General features: G+C 67.6%; 23 protein-coding genes, 3 tRNA genes and 1 other annotated feature. Of the genes, 11 read left to right on the forward strand and 15 right to left on the reverse strand.

The features are described 5' to 3' along the window. Genes ACTJKY_RS11710 through lptF form a run of 3 tightly spaced genes read right to left on the reverse strand, consistent with a single transcriptional unit; the run spans window position 1 to window position 3,437 of the window. Window positions 1-1,095, reverse strand: coding sequence for a hypothetical protein (locus ACTJKY_RS11710; RefSeq protein ID WP_440846212.1), 1,095 nt, complete (start codon window positions 1,093-1,095; stop codon window positions 1-3). Between the two features lie 33 nt (window positions 1,096-1,128). After that, entirely contained in the window at window positions 1,129-2,226 is a 1,098-nt protein-coding gene (gene lptG, locus ACTJKY_RS11715) for an LPS export ABC transporter permease LptG (RefSeq protein WP_440846213.1), read from the reverse strand. Beyond that, entirely contained in the window at window positions 2,223-3,437 is a 1,215-nt protein-coding gene (lptF, locus tag ACTJKY_RS11720; RefSeq protein WP_440846214.1) for an LPS export ABC transporter permease LptF, read from the reverse strand. The genes lptG and lptF overlap by 4 nt, the downstream gene beginning before the upstream one ends. Before the next feature lie 191 nt (window positions 3,438-3,628). Between lptF and obgE the strand changes: the two genes are divergently transcribed. The 9 genes from obgE (at window position 3,629) to ACTJKY_RS11765 (ending at window position 14,358) form a co-directional block, all read left to right on the forward strand. Further along, window positions 3,629-4,684, forward strand: a complete 1,056-nt coding sequence (obgE, locus tag ACTJKY_RS11725) for a GTPase ObgE (protein WP_440846216.1) — start codon at window positions 3,629-3,631, stop codon at window positions 4,682-4,684. A gap of 52 nt (window positions 4,685-4,736) precedes the next feature. Further along, a complete protein-coding gene (locus ACTJKY_RS11730; protein ID WP_440846218.1) occupies window positions 4,737-5,477 on the forward strand; it encodes a hypothetical protein in 741 nt (246 codons plus the stop codon). 42 nt (window positions 5,478-5,519) lie between these two features. Then, on the forward strand, window positions 5,520-6,665 hold the full coding sequence (gene proB, locus ACTJKY_RS11735; protein WP_440846219.1) for a glutamate 5-kinase: 1,146 nt from the start codon (window positions 5,520-5,522) through the stop codon (window positions 6,663-6,665). Continuing rightward, entirely contained in the window at window positions 6,662-7,567 is a 906-nt protein-coding gene (locus ACTJKY_RS11740; RefSeq protein WP_440846221.1) for an NAD-dependent epimerase/dehydratase family protein, read from the forward strand. The genes proB and ACTJKY_RS11740 overlap by 4 nt, the downstream gene beginning before the upstream one ends. A 35-nt stretch (window positions 7,568-7,602) precedes the next feature. Then, the gene (locus ACTJKY_RS11745; RefSeq protein WP_440846223.1) at window positions 7,603-9,156 is read left to right on the forward strand and encodes a hypothetical protein; all 1,554 of its coding nucleotides are present in this window, start codon (window positions 7,603-7,605) and stop codon (window positions 9,154-9,156) included. Window positions 9,157-9,239: 83 nt separating this feature from the next. Further along, window positions 9,240-9,482: an acyl carrier protein gene (locus ACTJKY_RS11750; protein WP_066720263.1), complete on the forward strand. Its 243-nt coding sequence runs from the start codon at window positions 9,240-9,242 to the stop codon at window positions 9,480-9,482. 5 nt (window positions 9,483-9,487) lie between these two features. Further along, complete coding sequence (gene spt, locus ACTJKY_RS11755; protein ID WP_440846226.1) at window positions 9,488-10,690, forward strand: serine palmitoyltransferase; 1,203 nt, start codon at window positions 9,488-9,490, stop codon at window positions 10,688-10,690. A gap of 44 nt (window positions 10,691-10,734) precedes the next feature. Then, window positions 10,735-12,696, forward strand: a complete 1,962-nt coding sequence (locus ACTJKY_RS11760; RefSeq protein WP_440846228.1) for an ATP-binding protein — start codon at window positions 10,735-10,737, stop codon at window positions 12,694-12,696. A gap of 53 nt (window positions 12,697-12,749) precedes the next feature. Further along, window positions 12,750-12,805: a sequence feature (sul1 is cis-regulatory element that is thought to sense ions involved in sulfur or methionine metabolism; They are found in Alphaproteobacteria), on the forward strand. A 56-nt stretch (window positions 12,806-12,861) separates the two neighbouring features. After that, window positions 12,862-14,358: a SulP family inorganic anion transporter gene (locus tag ACTJKY_RS11765; protein WP_440846230.1), complete on the forward strand. Its 1,497-nt coding sequence runs from the start codon at window positions 12,862-12,864 to the stop codon at window positions 14,356-14,358. Window positions 14,359-14,367: 9 nt separating this feature from the next. Here ACTJKY_RS11765 and ACTJKY_RS11770 read toward each other — a convergent pair whose 3' ends face one another. The 5 genes from ACTJKY_RS11770 to hspQ form a co-directional block, all read right to left on the reverse strand. Continuing rightward, window positions 14,368-14,955: a TetR/AcrR family transcriptional regulator gene (locus tag ACTJKY_RS11770; protein ID WP_440846232.1), complete on the reverse strand. Its 588-nt coding sequence runs from the start codon at window positions 14,953-14,955 to the stop codon at window positions 14,368-14,370. A gap of 96 nt (window positions 14,956-15,051) precedes the next feature. Beyond that, window positions 15,052-15,597 (reverse strand): GNAT family N-acetyltransferase, encoded by a 546-nt coding sequence (locus ACTJKY_RS11775; RefSeq protein WP_440846233.1) that lies wholly within the window; start codon window positions 15,595-15,597, stop codon window positions 15,052-15,054. A gap of 174 nt (window positions 15,598-15,771) precedes the next feature. Continuing rightward, complete coding sequence (rpmA, locus tag ACTJKY_RS11780; protein WP_064313800.1) at window positions 15,772-16,041, reverse strand: 50S ribosomal protein L27; 270 nt, start codon at window positions 16,039-16,041, stop codon at window positions 15,772-15,774. A 30-nt stretch (window positions 16,042-16,071) separates the two neighbouring features. Then, window positions 16,072-16,377, reverse strand: a complete 306-nt coding sequence (gene rplU, locus ACTJKY_RS11785) for a 50S ribosomal protein L21 (RefSeq protein ID WP_064313799.1) — start codon at window positions 16,375-16,377, stop codon at window positions 16,072-16,074. A 136-nt stretch (window positions 16,378-16,513) separates the two neighbouring features. Then, entirely contained in the window at window positions 16,514-16,894 is a 381-nt protein-coding gene (hspQ, locus tag ACTJKY_RS11790) for a heat shock protein HspQ (protein ID WP_093297460.1), read from the reverse strand. 215 nt (window positions 16,895-17,109) lie between these two features. On the opposite strand from hspQ, the gene ACTJKY_RS11795 reads away from it, so the two are divergent. Beyond that, a tRNA-Ser gene (locus tag ACTJKY_RS11795) sits at window positions 17,110-17,199 on the forward strand. A gap of 326 nt (window positions 17,200-17,525) precedes the next feature. Beyond that, window positions 17,526-18,746 carry an NAD(P)/FAD-dependent oxidoreductase gene (locus ACTJKY_RS11800; RefSeq protein WP_440846236.1) on the forward strand — a complete coding sequence of 407 codons (1,221 nt, stop codon included), beginning with the start codon at window positions 17,526-17,528 and terminating at the stop codon, window positions 18,744-18,746. A gap of 115 nt (window positions 18,747-18,861) precedes the next feature. On the opposite strand, the gene ACTJKY_RS11805 is transcribed toward ACTJKY_RS11800, so the two are convergent. The 7 genes from ACTJKY_RS11805 to mreC form a co-directional block, all read right to left on the reverse strand. Further along, window positions 18,862-20,067, reverse strand: a complete 1,206-nt coding sequence (locus ACTJKY_RS11805) for a DUF2252 family protein (RefSeq protein WP_440846238.1) — start codon at window positions 20,065-20,067, stop codon at window positions 18,862-18,864. Window positions 20,068-20,207: 140 nt separating this feature from the next. Continuing rightward, a tRNA-Lys gene (locus ACTJKY_RS11810) sits at window positions 20,208-20,283 on the reverse strand. Between the two features lie 30 nt (window positions 20,284-20,313). Then, window positions 20,314-20,389, reverse strand: a tRNA-Lys gene (locus ACTJKY_RS11815). A 99-nt stretch (window positions 20,390-20,488) separates the two neighbouring features. Beyond that, a complete protein-coding gene (gene rodA / locus ACTJKY_RS11820; RefSeq protein WP_440846240.1) occupies window positions 20,489-21,607 on the reverse strand; it encodes a rod shape-determining protein RodA in 1,119 nt (372 codons plus the stop codon). Next, complete coding sequence (mrdA, locus tag ACTJKY_RS11825; protein WP_440846242.1) at window positions 21,607-23,634, reverse strand: penicillin-binding protein 2; 2,028 nt, start codon at window positions 23,632-23,634, stop codon at window positions 21,607-21,609. The genes rodA and mrdA overlap by 1 nt, the downstream gene beginning before the upstream one ends. A gap of 3 nt (window positions 23,635-23,637) precedes the next feature. Then, window positions 23,638-24,147, reverse strand: a complete 510-nt coding sequence (gene mreD, locus ACTJKY_RS11830) for a rod shape-determining protein MreD (protein WP_440846244.1) — start codon at window positions 24,145-24,147, stop codon at window positions 23,638-23,640. Further along, window positions 24,147-25,046 (reverse strand): rod shape-determining protein MreC, encoded by a 900-nt coding sequence (mreC, locus tag ACTJKY_RS11835; protein ID WP_440846246.1) that lies wholly within the window; start codon window positions 25,044-25,046, stop codon window positions 24,147-24,149. The genes mreD and mreC overlap by 1 nt, the downstream gene beginning before the upstream one ends. Window positions 25,047-25,059 lie beyond the last annotated feature (13 nt).

The raw sequence follows: 25,059 nt of genomic DNA on the forward strand, positions 1-25,059 counted from the left end.
CTAGGGGCGTTCGCCCGGCTTCAGCCCTAGCGCGGGCCAGGGGAGGATCGCCCAGTCGGGTGCGTCGCAGGCACGCTGGACGCGGGCGAAATAGGCGCCGAGCCACAGGCCCTTTTCGGAGAGCGCCCAGCCGGGGAAGTCCCACACCTCGGGATCCGAATAGTCGCAGCCATCCTCGTCCCCCTCGGCCGGCTTCGCCATCTCCGCGGGATGGTAGCGTTTGAGCAGCGCCACCACGGCCGGCGCGAAGCGCTTGCTGCGATAGCTGTACCAGGCGTCGCTGTCTTCCGCAGGCACCGGTGTCGATCCGAAATGGAGCAGCGCGTCGAGCGTGAGTTCCCGGCCGGTCCGCATATCGAAGCTGTACCCGGTGGTGCCGAAGTCCGGATGCGCAGCGCCGGCGCAGCTCCAGCTCGCATTCCAGACATAGCTCACATGGTTCGCACCCAGCCAGGGCTTCTGCGCTTCGGCGGTGTCGATGCCGGGCCCGCCCTCATAGCCGGTGCAGGCGAACCAGGCCGACACGTCCTGCCACTGGTTGCGGGCGAGCGCGTGGTTGACTGCCGCCATCGCCGGCGCCGCATAGCCGCTCTCGATGCGGAACAGGCGGATGCCGGACAGCGGCTCGCGATACCAGCGGATCGTCTTGCCGCCGATCGTCTCCGCCTGCTGCTGGGTGAACTGGAGGCCGGCGAGGTGCCAGCGCTCATAGGCGCTCAGCTTGGGCGGGAGATCGGCAGGGAGCCCTTCCGGCGCGCCCGCGGGGCGCAGGCTTACCGGCAGGCGCTTCGCCTTGGCGGTGGTCAGCGTGCCGCTGAGCGTCGCGCCGCTGCGGGTCAGATGCAGCTTGTCGCCGGTCACCCGCGATTCGAGATCGAGCGTCTCGCCGCGAACGCTCCCCGAAAGGTCAATATCGAGCCGCGACGTGCGATAGAAATATTGGCCCGAGACCTCGGCTTTGTCCTCGCTGAGCGTCATCACGATCCGCGCCGTGCCGACGGTGCCCGCATATAGCTGCTCCGGCGCCGCCCGGGCGGTTGCAGGGGCAAGCGCCAAGACGGTGGCGAGGAAGCGGGCAGTGAAGCGGTGCATCATAGCGGCCTCAGGCGGGTGTCGCTGCCGGATAGCCTATTCCTCGGTCCGCAGCATCACCGCCTCGCCGATCATCAGGAACAGGAGGAAGGGCGCCCAAGCGGCGAGGAAGGGCGGGTAGGCGCCCAGATTGCCCATCGCCAGCGCGAAATTATCCGCGACGAAGTAGAGGAAGCCCAGCGCCATCCCGATCACCACGCGCACGAACAGCTTGCCCGAGCGCGCCAGGCCGAACGCCGATACGCCGCCGAGCAGCGGCATCAGGAACGCCGAGAGCGGGCCGGACAGCTTGTGCCACAGCGATCCCTCGAGCGCCTTGGTCGGGCGGCCGGCGGCCTTCAGCTCGCCGATGGCGACGCTCAGATCGGCGAAGGAATTGGAGTCCGGATCGACATGGGCGAGCGTGAACTGGTCCGGCCGCACGCCCTGCGCGATGATCGTGTCACCGATCGGAGTCAGCGTGGCGCTCGCGACGTCGAAGCGCTTGACCCCGTCCACGCGCCAGCCGTCACCCGCGCGCACGCCGTGCTTGGCCGTTAGGATCGAGGCGAGCGAACCCTTTTCGCGCTGATAGACGGTGATGTCGTACAGATGGGCGGCCGGGCCCTTGCCCTTGATCTGCTGGACGTTGATCAGATTGCCGTTCGCCTGCACCCACACATTGGCGCGGTCGCCCCGATCGACGGGCAGGGGCGCGAATTCCACCTTCTTCCACTGCTCCAGCGTCGCGGTGGCGCGGCTGACGATGCGGTCGTTGAACGCGAAGGACAGCCCGGCGACGATCAGGCCCGAGACCATCAGCGGCGCAAGCACCTGGTGCGCCGAAAGCCCACCCGACTTGAGCGCGATGATCTCGCTGTTCTGGTTGAGCTGGGCCAGCGTGAAGATTGCGCCGCCCAGCACCGAATAGGGCAGGAAGGTGGAGATGATCTGCGGTACGCGCAGCGTGACGTAGCGCAGGATCTCGGCATTGCCGTTGCCGGGATGCGCGAGGATCGCCGCGCTTTCGGTCAGCAGGTCGAGCGAGGTCAGCACCAGCACCAGCGCGCCGAGCAGCGCGAAGGTCCGCAGCACGAACAGCCGCGCCATGTACAGCGAGATGGTGGGCGAGGGGAACAGCGCGCGCAGGCTCATCGTGCGGCCTCCGCGGCGCGGCGGCGGCGCCGGCGGCTACCGGGTATCAGCCGGCCGATCAGCTTGCCGATCTTGGCGAAGACGCGTTCCAGCGCGCCGATCGGCTGCCCGCCGGGCACATAGGCGACGGTATAGTACATCCAGACGGTAAGCCCCGCGAAGATCGAGAACGGCACCCATAGCGCAATGATCGGATCGATCAGCCCCAGGCTGCCCACGCCCTGCGCATATTCGTTCACCTTGTGATAGGTGACGATCATCAGGATCGACAGGAACACGCCGAGCATCGAGGTGGAGCGCTTGGGCGGGATCGCCAGCGCCACCGCCAGCATCGGCAGCAGGAACATCGTCGTCACTTCCGCCATGCGATAGTGGAAGGCCGATCGGCTGGTCTCGCGGTCGATCTCGGGCGCGGATCGGCTGTGGCCGATCACCGCCAGCTCGGGCAGGGTCCGCTCGATATTGCTGTCGCCGCGCTTGCGGAACTGCTCATATTTGGGGAGCGGAATCGGAAGATTGTGGGTGGTGAAGGTCAGCACCCGCGGCACCGGCGAGCTCTTGTCGTAGTGGATGAGCGTGCCGTTGGTGAGCCGGAAGATGATCGTGTCGGGATCGTCGGCGCGAAGGAACTGCCCCTTCTGCGCGGTCACCGCGAGCGGGGTACCGTCCTTGTTGGTCATCTCGACGAAGATGCCGCGCAGGTCGCGGCCCTCGTCCTGGCTCGATTCGATCCGCAGCGTCATCTTCGAGCCGAAGCTGGTGAACTCGCCGACCTTGATCGAGGCACCGAGCGCGCCCGAGCGCAGCTCGAAGCGGAGCTGCTCGTAATTGTAGCGCGAGGTCGGCTGGATGAAGCCGACGATCGCGAAGTTGGCCGCTGCCAGCACGATCGCGTACATGTACGGCACGCGCAGCAGGCGGGTGTAGCTGACGCCCACCGCGCGCAGCACGTCCAGCTCGGACGAAGTGGCGAGCCGGCGGAAGGCGAGCAGCACGCCCAGCATCAGCCCGATCGGAATGCCGAGGCCGAGATATTCGGGCAGCAGGTTGGCGAGCATGCGCCACACCACGCTCACCGGACCGCCCTCGGTCGCGACGAACTGGAACAGCCGCAGCATGCGATCGAGCACGAGCAGCATCGCGGAGATGATCAGGGTGGAGATCAGCGGCACCGCGATCAGCCGCGCCATGTAGCGATCGATCGAATTCATGCTGTTCGCTGAGCGTCCTTCAGAGCTTGGATCTTTGCGCCCCTGAAACGGAAAACGGGCGGAAACGATCCGGTCGCGTATAGCCGTGCTGAACGCCGATGCCACCCGGAAAGTGTCATGGCGTTCGCCGCATTGCCCGAAGGCGCGCTGCCGGGGGTGACGAAATTGCGCCGAACGTATATGGGCCCGCGATGCATTTCCTCGATCAAGCCAAGATTTTCGTCCGCTCGGGTGCCGGCGGCCCCGGTGCCGTGAGCTTCCGCCGCGAAAAGTTCATCGAATATGGCGGCCCCGACGGCGGCAACGGCGGCAAGGGCGGTGACATCATCTTCGAAGCCGTCGCCGGCCTGAACACGCTGATCGACTTCCGCTACACCCAGCATTTCCGCGCGCCCCGCGGCAGCGGCGGTTCCGGCTCGAACCGCACCGGTCCCGGTGGCGACGATCTGGTCATCAAGGTGCCGATCGGCACGCAGATCCTCGCCGACGACGACGAGCGCACGCTGCTGGCCGACCTCACCAAGGAAGGCGAGCGCATCGTCTTCCTGCGGGGCGGCGACGGCGGCCGCGGCAATGCAACCTATAAAACCTCGACCAACCGCGCGCCCCGCCAGCACGGCACCGGCTGGCCGAGCGAGGAAGCCTGGGTCTGGCTGCGGCTCAAGCTGCTCGCCGATGCGGGGCTGGTCGGGCTGCCCAACGCGGGCAAGTCGACCTTCATCAATGCGGTGACCAATGCGCAGGCCAAGGTGGGCGAATATGCCTTCACCACCACGCGCCCCCAGCTTGGCGTGGTGCGCCACAAGCAGCGCGAGTTCGTGATCGCCGACATTCCCGGCCTGATCGAAGGTGCTGCGGAAGGCGCCGGCATCGGCGACCGTTTCCTCGGCCATATCGAGCGCTGCCGGGTGCTGCTCCACCTGATCGACGCCAATGACGAGGACGTGGCGACCAGCTACCGCATCGTTCGCGACGAGCTGGAGGCCTATGGCGCCGGCTTGTCCGAAAAGCCGGTGGTGATCGCGCTCAACAAGATCGACACGCTCGACGACGAGCTGATCGCCGCACTCTCCGCCGAGCTCGAAGAAGCCAGCGGCGCGCACGTCATTCCGCTGTCGGGCGCGGCCGGCACCGGCGTCGACTGGGTGCTCGATCAGTTGCTCGAAATCATCGGCCCGAACGAGAACCGGGCGGCCGACGAAACAGTGGAAGATGGTGAAGAACCGGTTCAATGGTCGCCGGTCTGACGCATTTCTAGGGCAACCCTTCCCGACTGATTCCTTCCTGGGAGAGACGCGGATGGGTGCGTTCGGCTGGTTGCGTGGGCTGTTTGGTGCGAAGGCGCAGGCGGTTAGCCGACCCGAGCCACACCGAATCGCCAGCGTCGCCGAGCGTTCGGCCGAGGCGCGCGGGCTGTTCTGGTCCGCGCTGGGGCCGGCGAGCGATCGCATCCTTTCGTCCGCCCCGGCCGGCTCGCTCTGGCCGGGCGGGCACGAGGCGTACCGGCTGATCCACCGCGGCAGCGCGATCCTGCTCGCGACCGATGGTCTCTCCGATCCGTTCGACGACAGCGCCACGGCCAATGGTTTCGAGATCGAGCTGTTCGTCGAAGGGCCGGGCGAGGGGGCGCCCGCGAAGGTGGCGGGCGATGGCTGGATGCTTGAGGTGCTGCGCCGGGTGGCGGCGATCGTCGCCGAGGAGCAGGGCATCCTTCGCCCGCTCGAACGCCATGGCCCGATCCCGCTCGAACTCACCAACGTCTCCAGCTCGGCGGCGATCGCCGCGCGGCTGCCGGCGCATTTCCTCACCGCCGACGACGTGCTCGGCGTGATGATCGGCGGGCCGGATCCCGATTTCGAGACTCGGATCGAGGACATGCCGCTCTCCCCGGTCCGTGCGGTGCCGGTGGTGCTGCTCACCGCAGCCGAGCTGGGCGAGATCCGCGCCGGCGACAGCGACACCCGCGACGCGGTGATCGCGCGCCTCCAGGCGACCGGCGTCGGCCATTGCAGCGACCTGCAGCGCGAATCGATCGTCTGATCGGCTTGGCAGATGCCGAACCGCACCGCTAAGAGCGCGACCATGTCTGCGACTGCCCGCCATGCCAACGCCATCGGCTTCAGCCCCTCGACCTGCGGCCGGCTGGTCGTGAAGGTGGGGTCCTCGCTGCTCGTCGATCGCGAGGGGCAGATCCGCCGCGACTGGCTGGCGGCGCTGGTCGCCGATCTGGGCACGCGGGCACGCGAGGGGCAGCAGCTCGTCATCGTCTCCTCGGGCGCGATCGCGCTGGGTGCACGGCGGCTCAAGCTGCCCAAGGGCGGTCGGGCGAGCCTGGAAGATGCGCAGGCGGCGGCGGCGACCGGCCAGATCGCGCTGTCGAGCATCTGGGCCGAACTGCTCCACGACCAGGGGATTACCGCCGCGCAGATCCTGGTGACGCTCGACGATCTCGAGGACAGGCGCCGCTACCTCAACGTCTCGGCAACGCTCGACCGGCTGCTGCGCCTCGGCGTGGTGCCCGTGATCAACGAGAATGATTCGGTGGCCACCGAGGAAATCCGCTTCGGCGACAATGATCGACTCGCCGCCCGCGTGGCGAGCGCCGCCAATGCCGAAGGCGTGGTGCTGCTGTCGGACGTCGACGGGCTCTATACCGCCAACCCCAACACCAACCCCGATGCGCAGCTGATCGCGCTGGTCGACGTGATCGACGAGCGGATCGAGGCGATGGCCGATCGCGGCTCGGCCTCGGGCATGGGATCGGGCGGCATGGTTTCGAAGATCGAGGCGGCGCGGATCGCGACCAGCGCCGGCGCGCATCTCGCCATCGCCGATGGCCGGGTCGAGCATCCGCTGACGCGGCTGGCAATGACGCGGCGCGGCACCTTGTTCCTGGGCCAGAAGGGCGCGGCGGCACGCAAGGCCTGGCTGCGCGGCGGGCTGACCGCCAAGGGGGCGATTCATATCGACGAGGGTGCCGCGCAGGCGCTCAAGGAAGGCCGCAGCCTGCTCTCCGCGGGAGCGACGCGAGTCGAGGGGCGGTTCGCCCGCGGTGACCTCGTCGTGGTGGTCGGGCCCGATGGCAAGCATCTGGCGCGCGGTCTCGCCGAATATGGCCATGTCGATGCCTCGCGCATCGTCGGGCGGCGGAGCGAGGAACTGGTCGATATCCTCGGCTATGCGCCCCGCTCCGCGCTGGTCCACCGCAGTCACATGGCGCTGCTGTGAGCGTGTTCGCCATCACCGGCGGCACCGGCTTCGTCGGATCGCGATTGATCGCGCTCGCCCTGCAGGCCGGGCATCAGGTGCGTGCGCTCACCCGCCGGGAGCAACCCGCGCGCGACGGCGTGACCTGGGTCCGCGGCGATCTCGATGCGACGGCGGCGCTCACCGAGCTGTGCACCGGCGCCGACGCGGTGATCCATGTCGCCGGGGTGGTCAACGCGCCCGATCGCGAGGGATTCGCGCACGGCAACATCACCGGCACCGGCAACATGCTTGCCGCCACAAAGAGCGCAGGTGTGCGCCGCTACATCCATGTCTCCTCGCTCGCCAGCCGTGAGCCCGAGCTGTCGGCCTATGGCTGGTCCAAGGGCGAGGCGGACAAGCTGGTCCGCGCATCGGGACTCGACTGGACGATCGTCCGTCCGCCCGCGATCTATGGGCCGGGCGATCTGGAGATGCTGGAGCTGTTCCGCGTCGCTCGCTTCGGGCTGGCGCTGCTGCCCCCGGGGGGGCGGATCTCGGTCATCGAAGTCAGCGATCTCGGCCGCCTGCTGCTCGCGCTCGCCGCAGCCGATCGCTTCCCCGGCGAGATTGACCCCGATGACGGCCGGGCAGGGGGCTGGACCCATCCGGAATTCGCCCGCGCGATCGGTCGCGCCGTGGGGCGGAAGGTATTGGCATTGTCGCTGCCCAAGGCGGTGCTGATGGGTGGCGCCTATGTCGACCGGGCGCTGCGCGGCAAGCGGGCCAAGCTGACGCCCGATCGCGTCTCCTACTTCTGCCATCCCGACTGGGTGGCGGACCCGGCCAACCGCGCGCCCGCAAATCTCTGGACACCGCAGGTCGAGACCGAGGCCGGGCTGGTGGAGACCGCGCGCTGGTACCGGGCTAAGGGTCTGCTCTGAGCCCGGACGGGGCTTAACCATTCTATAAAGGGGGCATGTGGAACGCCCCGATCAAGCTCATCCTCTGGGACCTCGACGACACGCTGTGGCGGGGGACGCTCGCCGATGGCGATGCGGTGGCGCTGTTCGAGCAGCGTGCCGAGATGGTCCGCGCCTTCAACGCGCGCGGCGTGGTCTCCTCGCTCTGCTCGAAGAACGATTTCGATGCGGCGAAGGCGCAGCTGGAGGCATTCGGGCTGTGGGACGAATTCGTTTTCCCGCACATCGCCTTCACCCCCAAGGCCGAGGCGATCCGCGGCATCATCGCCGACATGCAGCTGCGTGCGGTCAACGTCCTCTTCATCGACGATAATCCCCACAATCTCGCCGAAGTGCGCCACGCGCTGCCTGAGATCCAGACGCTGGACGCGACCGCCGTCGATGCCGACGAACAGCTCGCCGGCCTGCTCGCGCTGCAGACCGGCACGCGCAGCCGCGTCGCCGACTATCGCATCCTCGAAGCCAAGAAGCGCGACCGCGGCGCCGTGGCGGGCCAGTCCAACGAGGCGTTCCTGCGCGCCTCGGGCCTGTGCGCCTGCGCGCCGTTCATCATGGACAATCTCGAGTTCGTGCCGCGCATCGCCGAGCTGATCAACCGCGCCAACCAGCTCAACTACACCCAGTCGCGCGTCGATGCCGCCCAGCTCGAAGCGGACATCATCAACGTCACCCGGCACGACAGCTGGTCGATCTTCGCCTGGGACAAATATGGCCGCTACGGGCTGGTCGGCTTCGTGATGTACGACCGGGTCGACCAGCAGCTGGTGCACTTCACCTTCTCGTGCCGCGCGATGCACATGGGGCTGGAGGAATATGCGCTGAACAAGATCCGGGTGAACTGGCCCGAGGCCGATTTCAGCGCACTCGATGGACGCTTCAGCCGGGTGCCGCCCGACTGGGTCGAGGACCATGGCTTCGACGAACCCGAGGTGCGTGCGGCGATTCGCGCCGAGCTGTCCACCCACAGCGCGGGCGAGGCGGGCATCCGCATCATGTTCGACTGCCAGTCCGGCGGCATCGCGCATTACAGCCAATACCGTCCGGCGATCGACTTCGACAACAATCCGCGCCTGTTCGCGCTGCGGATGATGGACGACGACAGCTACAAGGATCAGGCATTCCCGCCCTTCCTCGTCTACGGCGCGACCATCGACTATCTGGACAATCGCTGGCCGGGCAAGTGGCACCTGCTGGAACGCGGCGTCTACCAGAAGTGCGTGCTGCGGCTGTGCATCCATTTGATCGAGAACGACCTGCGCATGCTGGTGGTGTTGCCCCCCGAAGACGCGCCGATCGAGAAATACCGCCTGGGCCTCAACCATTCGCCTGAGCGCTGCCGGCTGTTCAACGCGATCTGGCGGCAGATGGCGCGCGAGAATCCCGGCCGCATCTTCATCCTCGAAATGGCGGACCTGCTCGACAGCCAGGACGAGATGGCGGACGTGACCCATTTCCACCCCGGCCTGCTCCAGAAGATCGCCGGGCAGATGGACCTGTGGGTCCACGGGGTGCTCACCGCGGGCAGCGCGGATGCGGCGGCAGCGGCCTGACCTTTCGGGCACTGCCCCGCCACGGGCCCGGTTTCGCCGCATTCGCTTGGCACCTGCGACCGATCAATCTAAGGACCGGCCGCATGACTGACCGTGCAGAAATCTTCGACATCGTCGCCGCGCAGATCGAACCCTTCAACAAGAAGGGCGTCGCGCTTTCCGAAACCACCACCTTTGCCGGCGATCTCGAATGGGACAGCCTGACGGTGATGGATTTCGTCGCCGCGATCGAGGACGAGTTCGACATCGTCATCACCATGAACATGCAGGCCGAGATCGAGAATGTCGGCCAGCTGGTCGACGCCGTGCAGAAGCTCAAGGGCTGACCGCCATGACCGACCTGATGAACAAGTTCGACGGCCTGATCGCCGAGCGGCAGGCGCTGCTCGACAGCGGCGTGATCGATCCGTTCGCGATCGTGATGGAGCAGGTCAAGTCGCCCACCGAGGCGGTGATCAAGGGCAGGGACACGATCCTGCTCGGCACCTACAACTATATGGGCATGACGTTCGATCCGGACGTCATCCAGGCCGGCAAGGATGCGCTCGACCAGTTCGGCTCGGGCACCAATGGCAGCCGGATGCTCAACGGTACCTTCCGCGACCATATGGAAGTCGAGCAGGCGCTGCGCGACTTCTACGACGTGTCGGGCGCGATCGTCTTCTCCACCGGCTACATGGCCAATCTGGGCATGATCTCGACGCTGGCGGGCAAGGGCGAGTACATCATCCTCGACGCCGACAGCCATGCCTCGATCTATGACGGCTGCAAGCAGGGCAATGCCGAGGTCGTCCGCTTCCGCCACAATGACGTGACCGACCTGGACAAGCGCCTTGGCCGCCTGCCGGCCGAAGCGGGCAAGCTGGTGGTGCTGGAGGGCGTCTATTCGATGCTCGGTGACATCGCGCCGCTGAAGGAGATGGTCGCCGTCGCCAAGAAGCATGGCGCGATGGTGCTGGTCGACGAAGCGCATTCGATGGGCTTTTTCGGACCCAACGGCCGCGGCGTGTACGAGGACCAGGGGCTGGAAGCGGACGTCGACTTCGTCGTCGGCACCTTCTCCAAGTCGGTCGGCACCGTCGGCGGCTTCTGCATCTCGAACCACCCGAAGTTCGAAGCCATTCGTCTGGCCTGCCGCCCCTATATCTTCACCGCATCGCTGCCGCCCAGCGTGGTGGCGACCGCGGCGACCTCGATCCGCAAGCTGATGTTTGCCCACAATAAGCGTGCGCATCTTTGGGAGAATGCCCGGAAACTGCACGGCGGTTTGAAGGAAATGGGCTTCAAGCTCGGCACGGAAACGGCGGAAAGCGCGATCGTCGCGGTGATCCTGGAGGACCAGGAGCAGGCGGTGGTGATGTGGCAGGCGCTGCTGGAGAACGGCCTGTACGTCAACATGGCGCGCCCGCCGGCGACTCCGGCCGGCACCTTCCTGCTGCGCTGTTCGCTGTGCGCCGAGCATCGCCCCGAGCAGATCGAGCGCGTGCTGGGCATGTTTCGCGCGGCCGGCCAGGCCGTCGGGGTCATCGCCTAACCGGCCTTTTCACTTTCGATCCAAACGCCTAGAGTCGGGCCCGGATGAGCGATGCGATCCCGTCTCTGGAGCGTTCGGTTCACGCAAAGAACTGGCGCCTGGTCCTGCTGGGTGCCCTGGCGGTGGCCGGGGTGCTCGTGCTCGGCGCGCTTATCCTGATCCAGCAGCGCTCCGATCTCGAGCGCGACCGGGCGATCGCGCTCCAGCAGCACAGCTTCGAAGTGATCCTGCGCGCCAACCAGCTCTCCGGCGGCATCGCCTCGGCGGAGGCGGCGCTGGGGCGCTATGTTGTCAGCGCCGATCGCAATCTTGGCCAGCAATATAGCGATCAATGGGGCAAGGCCGGCGAACAGCTCCAGCGGCTGCGCCAGCTGACCGGCGACAACCCGACGTTGTTCGCGCAGGTCCGCCAGCTCCAGCGTGTGTTCGCCGAGCGCGGCAAGGAACTGGACGCGACCGCGCTCTACACCACCTTCAAGCGCAACAGCGACGCATTCGGCGCCTATTACCAGGTCCGCGAGAGCCCGGCGCGCAAACAGGTGGAGGCGATCCTCGACGACATCGTCGAGCAGGAGCGGCAGCGGCTGCGCGATCGCACCCGCGCGGCGGCGCAGCTGATCGAGAACAGCAGCTATGCCTCGCGCGTGCTCAGCGGCTTCGGCCTGGTGATCGCGCTGGGTGCGGTGGTGTTCGGCTGGCTCGCGATCGAGGCGCAGGGCGACCGCGCGCTTGCCGATGCCGACGCCGCCTGGGAGCGCGAGCGGACAGGGCAACTGCGCGAAGCCGTCGCTGCCGCCACCGCCCAGCTGCGCGAGGAAGCGCGCGAGCGCGAGGTCGCAGAGGCCAAGCTTCGCCAGGCGCAGAAGATGGACGCGGTTGGCCAGCTCACCGGCGGCATCGCACATGATTTCAATAACATGCTGGCGGTTGTGCTGGGCGGGGTGGAACTGGCGCGGCGCCAGATCGAGAGCGATCCCCGTGAGGCTGCGCGCCACCTCGACAACGCGATGGAGGGCGCCCACCGCGCCGCCGCACTCACCCGCCAGCTGCTCGCCTTCTCGCGCTCGGAGTCGCTCGCGCCCGAGCCGGTCGATGCCGGCGCGCTGATCCGCGGCATGCGCGACCTGCTCGATCGCACGCTGGGCGATGCGATCCGGGTCGAGGCGCAGGATCGTGGCCTCGGCTGGCGGATCTGGGTTGATCGCCACCAGCTCGAAAATGCGGTGCTCAACCTCGCGGTCAATGCACGCGATGCGATGAACGGGCGCGGCTCGCTGGTGATCACCACCGGCGAATCACGACTCGCTGCAAACGAGGTCGGGCATTGCGCGGCGGGCGACTATGTCTCGGTTGCGGTGCGCGACGATGGCTGCGGCATGACGCCTGAGGTGCTGGAGCGCGTGTTCGAACCCTTCTTCACCACCAAGCCGGTGGGCAAGGGCACCGGCTTGGGGCTCAGCCAGATCTTCGGCTTCGTCCGCCAGTCGGGCGGCGGCATCGCGATCGAGACCGCGCCCGATGCGGGCACCACGGTTACGCTGTACCTGCCGCGCTACAAGGGCGCGCTGACCGGCAGCGCCATGGCCCCCGTCGCGATCGAGCCTGCCGAGGAAAAGGGCGACAGCTACGACATCCTCGTCGTCGAGGACGATCCGCGCGTGCTGGCCGCCACCCTGGCCGCGCTGCGCGAGCTGGGCCACCGCGCGGTGGGCTGCGCCGACCCGCTGCACGCGCCGACCGCGATCGAAGCGATGGCCTCGCTCGACCTGGTGATGACCGACGTGCTGATGCCGGGCCAGACCGGCCCGGAGATGATCGCCGGGATCGAGGCGAGGTTGGCGGGGGTCGCCGTGCTGTTCGTCACCGGCTTCACCGGGGAAGCGAGTGCCGAGCAACTCCGCGACCGCCCGGTGCTGCGCAAGCCGTTCACCGTCGCGGCGCTATCCCGTGCGGTGCGCGAGGCGGTGGCGGGCGAGGCGCAGCGGATGGGGCAGGCGGCGGAGTAGGGGCTGCGGCAACTTGCCGTCACGATGGCGAACCGCTACATGGGCTCCATTCGCAAGGACCCGGTGCAATTCCGGGTGGCTATTCCGGCCGCCGATCCGCCGGACAACAACACGCACCGAAGCTGACGCGCCGCCTGGCGCCACGTGCCCTGTTGTGGATTTTCAATGACCTTCGATTTTTCTGCTTATCTGCGCCAATGGCGCACGGACGGTGCCGGCGCGCGCCGTGACATCCTGGCCGGCATCGTCGTCGCGCTGGCGCTGATCCCCGAGGCGATCGGCTTTTCGATCATTGCCGGCGTCGATCCGCGCGTGGGACTCTACGCCTCGGTCGCTATCGCCATGACGATCGCGCTGATAGGCGGCCGACCAGGCATGGTCTCCGCCGCCACCGCCGCGGTTGCGGTGCTGGTCGGCCCGCTGGTGCGGGCACACGGCGTCGAGTATCTGTTCGCCGCGACCATCCTGATGGGGCTGATCCAGATCGCCGCCGGGCTACTGCGGGTGCATCTGGTGATGCAGTTCGTCTCGCGCTCGGTGATCACCGGGTTCGTCAACGCGCTCGCCATCCTGATCTTCCTGGCGCAGCTGCCCCAGCTCACCCATGTCGGCTGGCAGACCTATGCCATGGTCGCGGCCGGCCTGGCGATCATCTACGGCTTTCCCCGGCTGACCAGGGCGGTTCCGTCGCCGCTGGTCGCCATCCTCGTGCTCAGCGCGATCAGCATCGGGCTGGGCCTGCAGGTCCATACCGTGGGGGACATGGGCAAACTGCCCGAGGGGCTGCCCAGCTTCGCGCTGCCGCAGGTGCCGCTGACGCTGGAGACGCTGCGAATCATCTTCCCCACCGCGCTCACCATGGCGGCGGTCGGACTGCTCGAATCGCTGCTCACCGCGCAGATCGTCGATGACATGACCGATACGGACAGCGACAAGCGCCAGGAATGTGCAGGCCAGGGCGGCGCCAACATCGTCGCCGCGCTGTTCGGCGGCATGGGCGGGTGTGCGATGATCGGCCAGTCGGTGATCAACGTCACCTCGGGCGGGCGCAGCCGGCTGTCGACCTTCGTCGCCGGCGCCTTCCTGCTGTTCCTGCTGGCGGTGCTGGGCCCCTGGGTCGGCCGGGTGCCGATGCCGGCGTTGGTCGCGGTGATGATCATGGTCTCGATCGGCACGTTCAGCTGGAATTCGATCGCCAATCTGCGCCGCCATCCGCCTACCTCGTCTGCGGTGATGCTGGCGACGGTGGTGGTCGTCGTGGCGACTCGCGACCTGTCGTTGGGCGTGCTGGCGGGCGTGCTGCTCTCGGGCATCTTCTTCGCCGGCAAGGTGCAGCGGATGTTCGCGGTCGAGCGAGATCTTTCCGCCGATGGCAGCGTGGCGACCTACCGGGTGGCGGGCGAGATCTTCTTCGCCTCGGTCGAGCGCTTCACCCGCGCCTTCCAGGCAGAGCGAGTCGCGGAGGCGGTGCGGATCGACGTGTCCGCGGCGCATTTCTGGGACATCTCCGGCGTGGCGGCGCTCGACAAGATCGTCGCGCGGCTGCGGCGCGAGGGGCGGACGGTCGAGGTGGTCGGCTATAACCGCGCCAGTGCCGACATCGTCGATCGATTCGCGTTGCACGACAAGACCGGCGTTGAGCTGGGCGTGGTGCCGCACTAGCCGCGGCGGCTAGTCGGTCGCCTCGATCCGCGCGCGCAGCATGGCCGCCGCCAGCTCGCGCGCCTTGTCGCGGGGGAGGCCCAGCGCGCGGGCCATGGGGGCGCCGAGCAGCGCGTCCCCCAGCGCCATCAAAGTCAGCTGCAGCGTTTCCTCGCGCAGCGGCGCGCGGGCGTCCTCGCCCTCGCTGATTCGGTCGACCAGCCGGTGGATCGCCTCCAGAATGGGGTCGAGCGCATCCTGATTGCCGGTGAGCAGCATCCAGCTCGCGAGTGCGCCGGCGCCTTCGCGGCCGAACGCGTCGAAGGTGAGGGCCACCACTTCGCGCAGGTCATGGTCGGTGGTGCGGGCGCGCAGCACCGCCTCGCCGATCTTGGCGGTGACGGCATCGGCCATGCTCGCCGCGAGTGCCTTTTGCAGCCCCGCCGCCGAGCCGAAATGGTGGAGCAGATTGGCGTGCGTACGGCCGATCCGCGCGGCGACCGCCTTGAGCGTCACCGCCTGCGGGCCGTCCTCGATCAGCAGGGTGCGCGCCGCCTCCAGTGCAGCGTCGCGCGATTCTTCAGGGGAGAGGCGCCGGCGCACCACCTTGGTCGTCAAACTGCTGGCCTCGTGTCCATAGTTTGCCGGCTTAGTCGAGCTTGTGCGCGGGGGGAAGCGGCCTCCCCGGTGGTGGCGGAGAGGCCGAAGGTAACCTTAGGCCGCCAGGCGCGGTTGCGGCCCCAATCGACAGTCGTCGGCGTCGAGATCGAGCTCGAAGCCAGCGCACGCCATCTCGCAGCCGCGACCCTTGGACCAGATCGGCTCGACGTGCCCGGTCGGCTGGAAGCCCAGCTTGCGCAGCACGCGGCCGGAGGCGGGGTTGTCGACGGCGTGGCGCGACGTCACCCGCCGGATGCCCGACGCGCGCGCTGCGGCGAGCACGCCGCGGGCCGCTTCGGTGGCATAGCCCTTGCCCCAGGCGGACGGCGTGTACCAATAGCCGAGCTCATGCCGCTCGTCCCCGGCGCTGTCGATGCCGACGCAGCCGATCAGCGTCACGCGGCCGCCCTGGTGCTCGAACACCAGGAAACGCGTGTCGGTCCAATGCGCAAGGAAGGTCTCGGCCGCTTCGATCGAATAGGGCCAGGGCGCGCGCGACAGGTTGCGCACGACGGCCTCATGGTCGATCGCCCGGGCCAGGGCAGGGGCGTCCTCGGGCCATCCGGGACGTAACGTCAATCTCTGGGTCCGCACGAACATGACCACCACTCCTCGGTCCTGCAGCTCCCCACGCCGTTTCCATGGCGCGTAGGTGTTGCGCTGCGATTGCAGGGAGCATGAAAAAAGGGAGACCGGGGCGACCCGTCTCCCTTTTTCGGTTGGTTCATCCGAACCCGGGTCGCCCTGGTGGGCAACCCGTGCGGTCACCCGATGTTATTCGGCTGCCTCGGCAATCATGTCTACGGAGCAGAACTTGCGACCAAGCTTGCCTTCCTTGAACGACACGCGGCCTTCGACGAGCGCGAAAAGGGTATGGTCCTTGCCCATGCCCACGTTCACGCCCGGGTAAAATTTGGTGCCGCGCTGACGCACGAGGATGTTGCCGGCGAGAACCGTCTCGCCGCCGAACTTCTTCACGCCAAGACGGCGGCCAGCAGAGTCGCGACCGTTGCGGGACGAGCCGCCTGCCTTCTTATGTGCCATTGTCTATACTCCTCGTGTCTCGTCAGTCGCTTACTTGGCCGCGCCGATAGCAGTGATCTTGAGGATCGTGTGCTGCTGGCGATGACCGTTCTTGCGGCGATAGTTGTGACGACGACGCTTCTTGAAGACGATGACCTTCTCGCCCTTCGCCTGCGCGACGATTTCGGCAGAAACGGTCAGGCCGTCGGTAGCCTTCAGCTCGCCGCCTTCGCCGGCCAGCAGGACATCGCCCAGCGTCACCGACGAACCGGCTTCGCCATCGAGCTTCTCGACGACGATCTTGTCTCCTGCGGCAACGCGATACTGCTTGCCGCCCGTGCGCACGATAGCGAACATCGGTCTCTTCTCTGGTTCAAATGCATGTGCCCGCCAAGGTTGCACCTCGGCAGGAGGAAGGGCGCAACTATGCGAGGGGGGCAGGAATGTCAACCGTTCCGCAAGACGAAACTGCGATTTTCCGAGTCACGCGCGCTTAATGGCGGTGGTTCGGCTTCAGCCGGTAGCGACCGGCGTCGAAGCTGTCGAAAAGCCCGCTGATTCCGGGATGGTCGACCGGCTCGTCGCTATCGTCCGCCACGAGATTCTGCTGGCTGACATAGGCGATATAGGTCGAATCGGCGTTCTCGGCGAGCAGATGGTAGAAGGGTTGGTCCTTGGCCGGCCGCATGTCGACGGGAATCGAATCATACCATTCGTCGCTGTTCGCGAAGACCGGGTCGACATCGAAGATCACGCCGCGGAAATCGAGCAGCCGGTGGCGGACCACGTCGCCGATGGCGAAGCGCGCGCTGGCGATCGGCGGCATCGGCGTGCCCGAGTCGATGGAAAGAAGCGAACCATTGGTTTCTGACATGGCACCAATCTAGGGTTGCGGAGGCGCAACGGCAACGGTGGCGCGGCGGTGCGTTCCCGATGCGGGAAGGGGCAGGGAGAGGCGGCGGTTTCCGCATTCGCGAAAAAACATGAAAGACCCTGCTTGCGGGCCCCAAAACTTTGCGCTAGTGGCCGCGCCTCACAGCGACCGGTACGCGGGTCGGGTCCTTCCCGAACATGCGTATCCTCCCTAGCGGAGAGGTGCCGGAGTGGTCGATCGGGGCAGTCTCGAAAACTGTTGAGCTCGTAAGGGTTCCGAGGGTTCGAATCCCTCCCTCTCCGCCATAGGGCCATTCCAAGCACGCTTGAACGATACCGAGAGGCGCTGATTTCAGCGCCTTTTTTGCGTTCTGCTTCTGCGCGGCGGTGCGCGGCAGCTTCGGACGGTTCGGGCAGGCAGCGCGCCCCCAGGCTACGCGGATGGTGGTCCCGCATCGCCCGCCTTGCCGTAACGACGAGGCTGGACATGCGCCGCACCGTACGCCACCCATTTCCGCAGTCCCGAAAATCCGCGCTTCCCGGGGAGCGCGGTGCGCCCGGCCGTGTCCCCTGCAGCATGGGTCCGGCGGCGACGGGGCGCCTGTAGAGCGAGCATGTTGGGGAGAGCTGGGTTGGAGCGATTTGATGTCCTGATCGTCGGCAGCGGGCACGGGGGTGCGCAATGCGCGGTCGAATTGCGGCAGGCGGGGTTTGCCGGCACGCTGGCGGTGATCGGCGAGGATCCCGAACTGCCCTATGAGCGGCCGCCGCTCTCCAAGGACTATCTCAACGGCGACAAGAGCTTCGAGCGTATCCTGATCCGCCAGCCGAGCTTCTGGGACGAGCGGCAGGTGACGATGCTGTGCGGCCGGCGCATCGTCGCGGTGGATCCTGCCGCGAAGACCGTGACCGATGCCCAAGGGGCGCAGATCGGCTATGGATCGCTGATCTGGTCGGCGGGCGGCAGCGCGCGCCGGCTGACCTGCAGCGGGCATGACCTGACCGGCGTGCACACGATCCGCAGCCGGCGCGATGTCGACCAGCTGCTCGCCGAACTGCCCGCAACGCAGCGCGTCGTGGTAATCGGCGGCGGCTATATCGGGCTCGAGGCAGCCGCCGTGCTGGCCAAGGCCGACAAGCAGGTCGTGGTACTGGAAGCGATGGACCGGGTGCTTGCCCGTGTCGCCGGCGAACCGCTGTCGCGCTTCTACGAGGCCGAGCACCGCGCGCACGGCGTCGAGATCCGAACCGGCGCGCTGGTCGACTGCCTCGAAGGGCAGGACGGCCGCGTCTGCGGTGTGCGGCTGGCGGACGGGGAGGTGCTGCCCGCGGACATGGTGATCGTCGGTATCGGCATCGTTCCCGAAGTCGCACCGCTGCTGGAGGCGGGGGCGGCCGGCGGCAATGGCGTGCGGGTGGACGCGCAGTGCCGCACCAGCCTGCCCGACGTCTATGCGATCGGCGACTGCGCGCTGCATGTGAACGCCTATGCCGACGGTGCCGAGATCCGACTGGAATCGGTGCAGAATGCCAGCGATCAGGCCCGTGTCGCCGCCCAGGTGCTGACCGGGCACGACGCGCAGTATGAAGCGGTGCCGTGGTTCTGGTCGAGCCAGTACGACCTGCGCCTGCAGACCGTCGGGCTCTCGACGGGCCATGATGCGACCGTGGTACGCGGCGATCCCGCGACGCGCGCCTTCTCGCTGATCTATCTGAAGCAGGGGCGGGTGATCGCGCTCGACAGCGTCAACGCGACCCGCGACTATGTGCAGGGCCGGCGCCTGGTGACCGAGCGCATGACGGTCGATCTTGCGCTGCTCGCCGATCCGGCCACGGTGCTGAAGGCGCTTTGAGCCAGACGATCGGGGCTTGCACCTGCATCCGGCCGTGCAAGCCCTGTGGTCGGCCGCGGGGGCGCCGTCTAGCGCCTGGGAGCGGTATCGTATCGAGCGTGGCGGGGCTGCGCCGTCAGGCGGCGACGGCGTAGCGCCGGCAATGCTCCAGATAGCCGACCTCGTGCCGACCGGCGAGCGAGACCACGCTCTCCCACAGCCAGGACGGCGTATCGAGATTGCTGCGGCGATCCGCGGCGAGGATCTCCAGCCAGGCTTCGCGTGCATCGGTGTGCATCTGTCGGGCATGCGCCTTGCCGACGACGAAGGCGAGGTAGCGGGCTGACTTCACCGCCTCGGCGCGGCTGAACTGGTCGATCTCCAGCTTCAGATCCTGCGGCGCCAGTTCGCGGACGAACAGCGAGCGACCGAGCATCCGCACCGGCGCCATGCGGTGGCCGAGATGCGGGGACAAGGCGCGGGCGGCGGCAACCACGCGTTCGGCATTGTCCTTGGGCAGGTCGGCGCCGGGGGCGGCGGGGGCAATCGGGTCGATCGCCTCTTTCAGGTCGATCAGCGCATAGTCCGGCCGGCCCTTGTGGTCGGGCACCGCGATGATGGCGGCATAGCGCAGCAGCCCCAGCGAGCTGCATCCCTTCATCCAATAGGCAGCGTCGACCAGGCGAATCGCGCGTGCCGCATCGGCATCGTCCGCGCCGAGCACGGTGCCCAGTATCGCGGGCTTGGCGAGCGCGGCTTCCAGCGCGGCGCGCTCCTTGCCCTCGATCGGCCAGAAGCGCTTGCCGAGCGGGATCTGCGGCTCCACCGCGTCGAGCCGCTCCTTGGCGAGGTGGCGCCACCGCCGGCCGAGCGCGCGGCGCTTGACGCTCTGCACCACCTCGGGCTCGACGCCGGGATCGCCGCTGGTGGGATCGTGGATGGCGGCAACATAGCCCTCCATCATCTCCTCCAGCATCTGGGCGGTGACGACGCCGGGCAGGTCGGCACCGCGCGCGGCGGTGGCGAGCGACAGGCCAAGGCGGATGATGTCGTGCGCGGGATTGCCGATCACCGCCTGGTCCATGTCGCGGATCTGCACCTCGACGCGGCCGACGCCGTTGGAGAGCGGCCCGAGATTGCCGACATGGCAGTCGCCGCAGATCCAGATCGACGGCCCCTGCGGCACGCGCGCGGAAACCGGCGAGCTTTCCAGCCAGTCATAGAATTTGGCGGTGTTGCCGCGCACATAGGCGTGCGCCGAGCGCGCCATTTTTAGCGTGCGGTTGGCTTCGAGGATAGCGTTGCGTTCGGCGGCGGAGGGCAGTGCGGGTTTCTTGGCCATGGCGCGCTCAACGCACGAGATCGGCAAATGTGACGAACTGTTGCTCGGCGACGCTCGCGACGCACACGGGCGTCGAAGCGCATGCTTCCTTGCCGTCTGCCGCTCGCGATGAAGCAGGCCTGCAATCTGTCAGGGGGAAGTGGTGGACACACTTGGGCTCGAACCAAGGACCCGCTGATTAAGAGTCAGCTGCTCTACCAACTGAGCTATGTGTCCATACCGGAAGGCGTCTGGGCAGAAGGAAGATGGTGGACACACTTGGGCTCGAACCAAGGACCCGCTGATTAAGAGTCAGCTGCTCTACCAACTGAGCTATGTGTCCATCCGGCTTCTGCATGGCGCCCTTGGTGGGGCACCGCCGCTTCGGAGGCGCGCCTTTAGCGTCGCGTCTCGGCGCTTGTAAACCCCAAAAATGAAAAAATCACCAGCGCGTCTTGGTGCGGCCGTCACGGTCGATCGAGAGCAGCACGCCCAGGCACAGCATGAAGGTCATCACCGCGGTGCCGCCGAAGCTGATCAGCGGCAGCGGCACGCCCACCACCGGCGCCAGGCCGATCACCATCGCCATATTGATCGAGCAATAGAGGAACATCGTGCCGGAGAGCCCCGCCGCCGTGAGCCGCCCGAAGCGGGTCTTGGCGCGCATGCCTACGCCGATGCCCCACGCAATCAAGGTGCCGAAGGCGAGGATCAGGAACACGCCGCCGGCAAGGCCCCATTCCTCCATCATCGTCGCCAGCGCGAAATCGGTCTGGCCCTCGGGGAGATAGTCGAGATGGCTCTGCGTGCCCTGCAGGAAACCCTTGCCGAAGATGCCGCCCGAACCGATCGCGATCTTCGACTGGGTGATGTGATAGCCGGTGCCCAGCGGATCGCGCTCGGGATCGAGGAAGATCAGCACGCGGTTGCGCTGGTAATCGTGCAGCACGAAGTTGAAGGCGAGGGGGGCGGCCACGGCCACCGCCAGCGCGCCCGCGATGAACAGCCGCAGCGGCACCCCCGCCAGGAACATCACCATGACGCCGCAGCCGGTGATCATCAGCCCGGTGCCGAGATCCGGCTGCATGATGACGAGCAGCGCCGGCACCCCGATCAGCACGCAGGCGGGCCAGATCGCCACGAACTTGCGCGTCTCGCTGGCCGGCAGCATCTCGTAGAAGCGGGCGAGCGCGAGCACGATCATCGGCTTCATCAGCTCGGACGGCTGGAACTGGAAGCCGCCCAGGCTGATCCAGCGCTGGCTGCCCCCTGCCACCTTGCCCAGCGCCTCCACGCCGAGCAGCGCGACCACCAGCCCACCATAGATGGGCAGCGACCATTGCGACAGGACGCGTACCGGAATCCGCGACATGCCGATCGCCACCGCGAGAAACAGGAATAAGCGGGTGCCCTGGTTGAGTGCCCAGGGGCGAATGTTGCCGTTCGCCGCCGAATAGAGCACGATCAGCCCGAAGCCGCCGATCGCCAGAACCAGGAAGAGCACCTTCCAGGGAAGCTGCGCCACCTGGACGGGAACGATGCCGTTGCCGGGCCGCGCCATCAATCGCCCTCCACGCTGCCGGTAGGCGCCACGTCGCGCTTGGTCGAATCGGCGGTGCTGTTGGCGGCCTGGTCGGCCAGGCTGCTTGCGGCCTCCTCGGTATCTTCCGGCGGAGGCGGGGGCGGGGTGGCCTGCGCGGCGCGGAACGCGGCGCCTTGCGCGGCCATCCGCGTCGTATAATCGCCGCCCCAGGTCGGTTCGGCTTCCGCAAGCGTCTTCATCGCCAGGTCGCGATCGAACAGATAGGTCATGATGTCCCGGCCGATCATCGGCGCGTCGAGGTTGCGGATCGTGTGGCCGTTATGCTCCAGCACGATCGCCGCGGCATATTTCGGATTGTCGTGCGGTGCGAAGCACACCAGCAGCGCGTGGTCGCGCATCTTGAAGGGCAGCGATCCGTTCTTGAGCACGCCGGTGCGGCGCTCGGCCATGGTGATGCGGCGCACCTGCGCGGTGCCGGTCTTCGCCGCCAGCGCGACGCCCGGCACGTACATGCGCGCCGCGCCGCCGGTGCCCCCGGCATTGACCACGCCGTACATCGCATCGCGGACGATCGCGAGATCCTCGGCGCTTACCGGCAGCGGCTGGGCGCCCGAGGGTCCGTTGGAAAGCAGGCGCGGCAGCAGGATCTTGCCCGAGGCGAGCCGGCTGGCCATCACCGCCAGCTGCAGCGGGTTGGCGAGCACATAGCCCTGGCCGATCGAGGCGTTCAGCGAATCCGCCACGGTCCAGGGATGATGGTATTTCTTCAGCTTCCAGGCGCTGTCCGGCACGGTGCCGTAGCGCTGGGTGGTGAAGGGCATGTCGAATTTCTGGCCCATGCCCAGCATCCGCGCCATCGGCGCGATCGCATCATAGCCAACGCGGCGGACCATCTCGTAGAAATAGATGTCGCAGCTCTGCATGATCGCGTTCTTGAGGTCGAGCGGCCCGTGCCCGCCTTTCTTGTGGCAGTGGAACACGCCGTTGCCCACGCGCAGCGCGCCCGAGCAGACCACGCGGTCGTGCGGGCTCACCCCCGCCGCCATCAGCGCCAGGCCGTTCATCGGCTTGACGGTGGAGCCGGGCGGATAGAGGCCCTGCAGCACCTTGTTCATCAAGGGGACATGGTCGTCCTCGGACAGCATCTTCCATTCGAGCTGGCTGATGCCGTCTGAAAAGCTGTTGGGATCGTACGCGGGCATCGACACCATCGAGAGGATGTCGCCCGACGCCACGTCGATGACGATCGCCGAGCCCGAATTGGTGCCCAGCCGCCGCGCGACATATTCCTGCAGCCCGGCGTCGATGGTGAGCTTGATGCTCTCGCCAGGCGTGTCGGCGCGCGTTTCCAGTTCGCGGACCGGGCGGCCATGGGCGGTCACCTCGACGCGCTTGGCGCCGGGCTTGCCGCGCAGCCGGTGGTCGAGCGTCTTTTCCAGCCCGTCCTTGCCCAGCTTGAAGCCGGGGGTGACGAGCAGCGGATCCTTGTCGGCCTTGAACTGCTCGGCCGAGGCGGTGCCGACATAGCCGATCAGATGGCCGACGCCGGCGCCGAGCGGATAGTGCCGCGCATAGCCGCGGGTGGGGGCCACGCCGGGTAGTTCGGGTTGGCGGACCAGCACCGCGGCGAAGCGGTCCCAGTCGAGATTTTCCGCCACCTGCACCGGGCGGAAGCCGCCGGCGCGCTTGAGGTCGGTCTCAATCCGGGCGAGGTCCTCGGGGGCGAGGTTGAGCAGCCGGGTCAGCTCGGCGAGCAGCTTGTCCTTGTCGACGATGCGATCGGGGATCAGGTCGACGCGGAAATCGGTGCGGTTGCTGGCGAGCGGCTTGCCGCTGCGATCGAGCAGCCAGCCGCGGCGCGGCGGGATCAGCGTGTTGTTGACGCGGTTGCTCTCGGCCTTGAGCTTGTACTGCTCGTTCTCCACGACCGACAGCCAGGCCATGCGGCCCGCAAGCACCATGCCGACGCCGCCCTGGGCAGCGCCGAGCACCACCGCGCGGCGGGAGAAGCTGTAGGTCTGGGCGGCTTCGGTGATCCGCACCATGGCTCAGGCCTTCACCACGTCACGGTCGAGCCAGGCGCACAGCCGCGAGGCGAGCGGGAACAGCATCGCCGAGGCCCCCGTCTGGAGCAGCAGCGCGGCATCGACCTTCGCCGAGATGGGCGAGGCAAGAAAGCGCCCCGCGATCAGCACGAAGGCGGTCGCGCCTGCGGCAATCAGCCAGTCCTGCCAGAAGTTTCGCCACACGATGCGCGTCTCTAGCACGTCGATGATCAACATGCATGCCATCCACAGGAACATTGCCGAGCCGAAGGGCTGGCCGCTGAGCAGATCGTCGAACAGGCCCAGCGGGGCGGCGACCCAGACACGCAGCGCATCGGGCCGCAGCAGTCGCCAGCCGAGCAGCATCAGCAGGCCGAAGGGCGGCAGGAAGGGCACAGTGGCGACCACTGGCAGGATCGTCACCAGCGAGGCAAGCGCGATCGACAGCGGTGCAAGCCAGCGCGCCCGGGGGCGCGGCGAGGGCACTCCCAGCGGCTGGAGATCGAGCGCCATCACTTGGCCTTGGGCGTCGCGGCGGGGGACGGGAAGGCTTGGGGCGGCGGTGCCGGCTCCGGCAGGAAGACGCGCAGCACCATCACGAAATCGGCCATGTCGGGGTTGCTCGCCGGGGTGACGACCGAGGAATCGCGGCCGATTGCGCTCACCTTGCCGAGCGGAATGTTGGGCGGAAACACGCCGCCGGTGCCCGAGGTGACGAGCAGGTCGCCGGGCCGGAAGGGATTGGCGGCGGCATTGGCGGCGCGCACGTCGAGCGTGCCGTCGCCCTTGCCGGTGACGATCGCGGGCAGGCCGTCGCTCGCGCGGCGGACGGGGATGGTGCTGTCCGGATCGGTGATCAGCAGCACGCGCGATGCGTTCGGCCCGGCCTCGACCACCTGGCCGATCAGCCCGTCGCCGTCGCGCACCGGCTGGCCCTGGCCGACCCGCTGCCAGCTGCCGGCGTTCAGCGTAGCATAGCGGCGGGTGCTGGATGCGGAGGAGTTGACCAGCCGGGCGACGACGATCGTCTCCGGCGTGGCATCGCGCGCCTTGAGCAGCAGGCGCAGCCGCTGGTTCTCCCGCTCCAGGCCCAGCGCGCGCTGGAGCGCGGCATGCTCGGCGTCGATCTGGCGCTTGAGCCGGACATTCTCGCCGCGCACGCCGAAATAGCTGCCGATTGCCGTCGGCACGCTGCCAATGCCGCGCCGCACCGTATCGAGGCCCGAAGAAACCGGTGTGGTCACCTCGGCGACGGTGCTGCGCAGCACGGCGAACAGATGTGGGTTATAGCGCGAGACGAGCACCAGCCCTCCGCCGATCAGCAACAGGCCGATCGCCGCCACATAGCTGAAGAACAGCCCATATTGCGCCCGTCGCGAAAACCCCGGGCGCCGATTCCGTGGCGGCGCCATCGCCGTTGGCCTT

The organism is Sphingomonas sp. 22176 (genome assembly GCF_052045505.1).
Taxonomy (GTDB): Bacteria; Pseudomonadota; Alphaproteobacteria; order Sphingomonadales; family Sphingomonadaceae; genus Sphingomonas.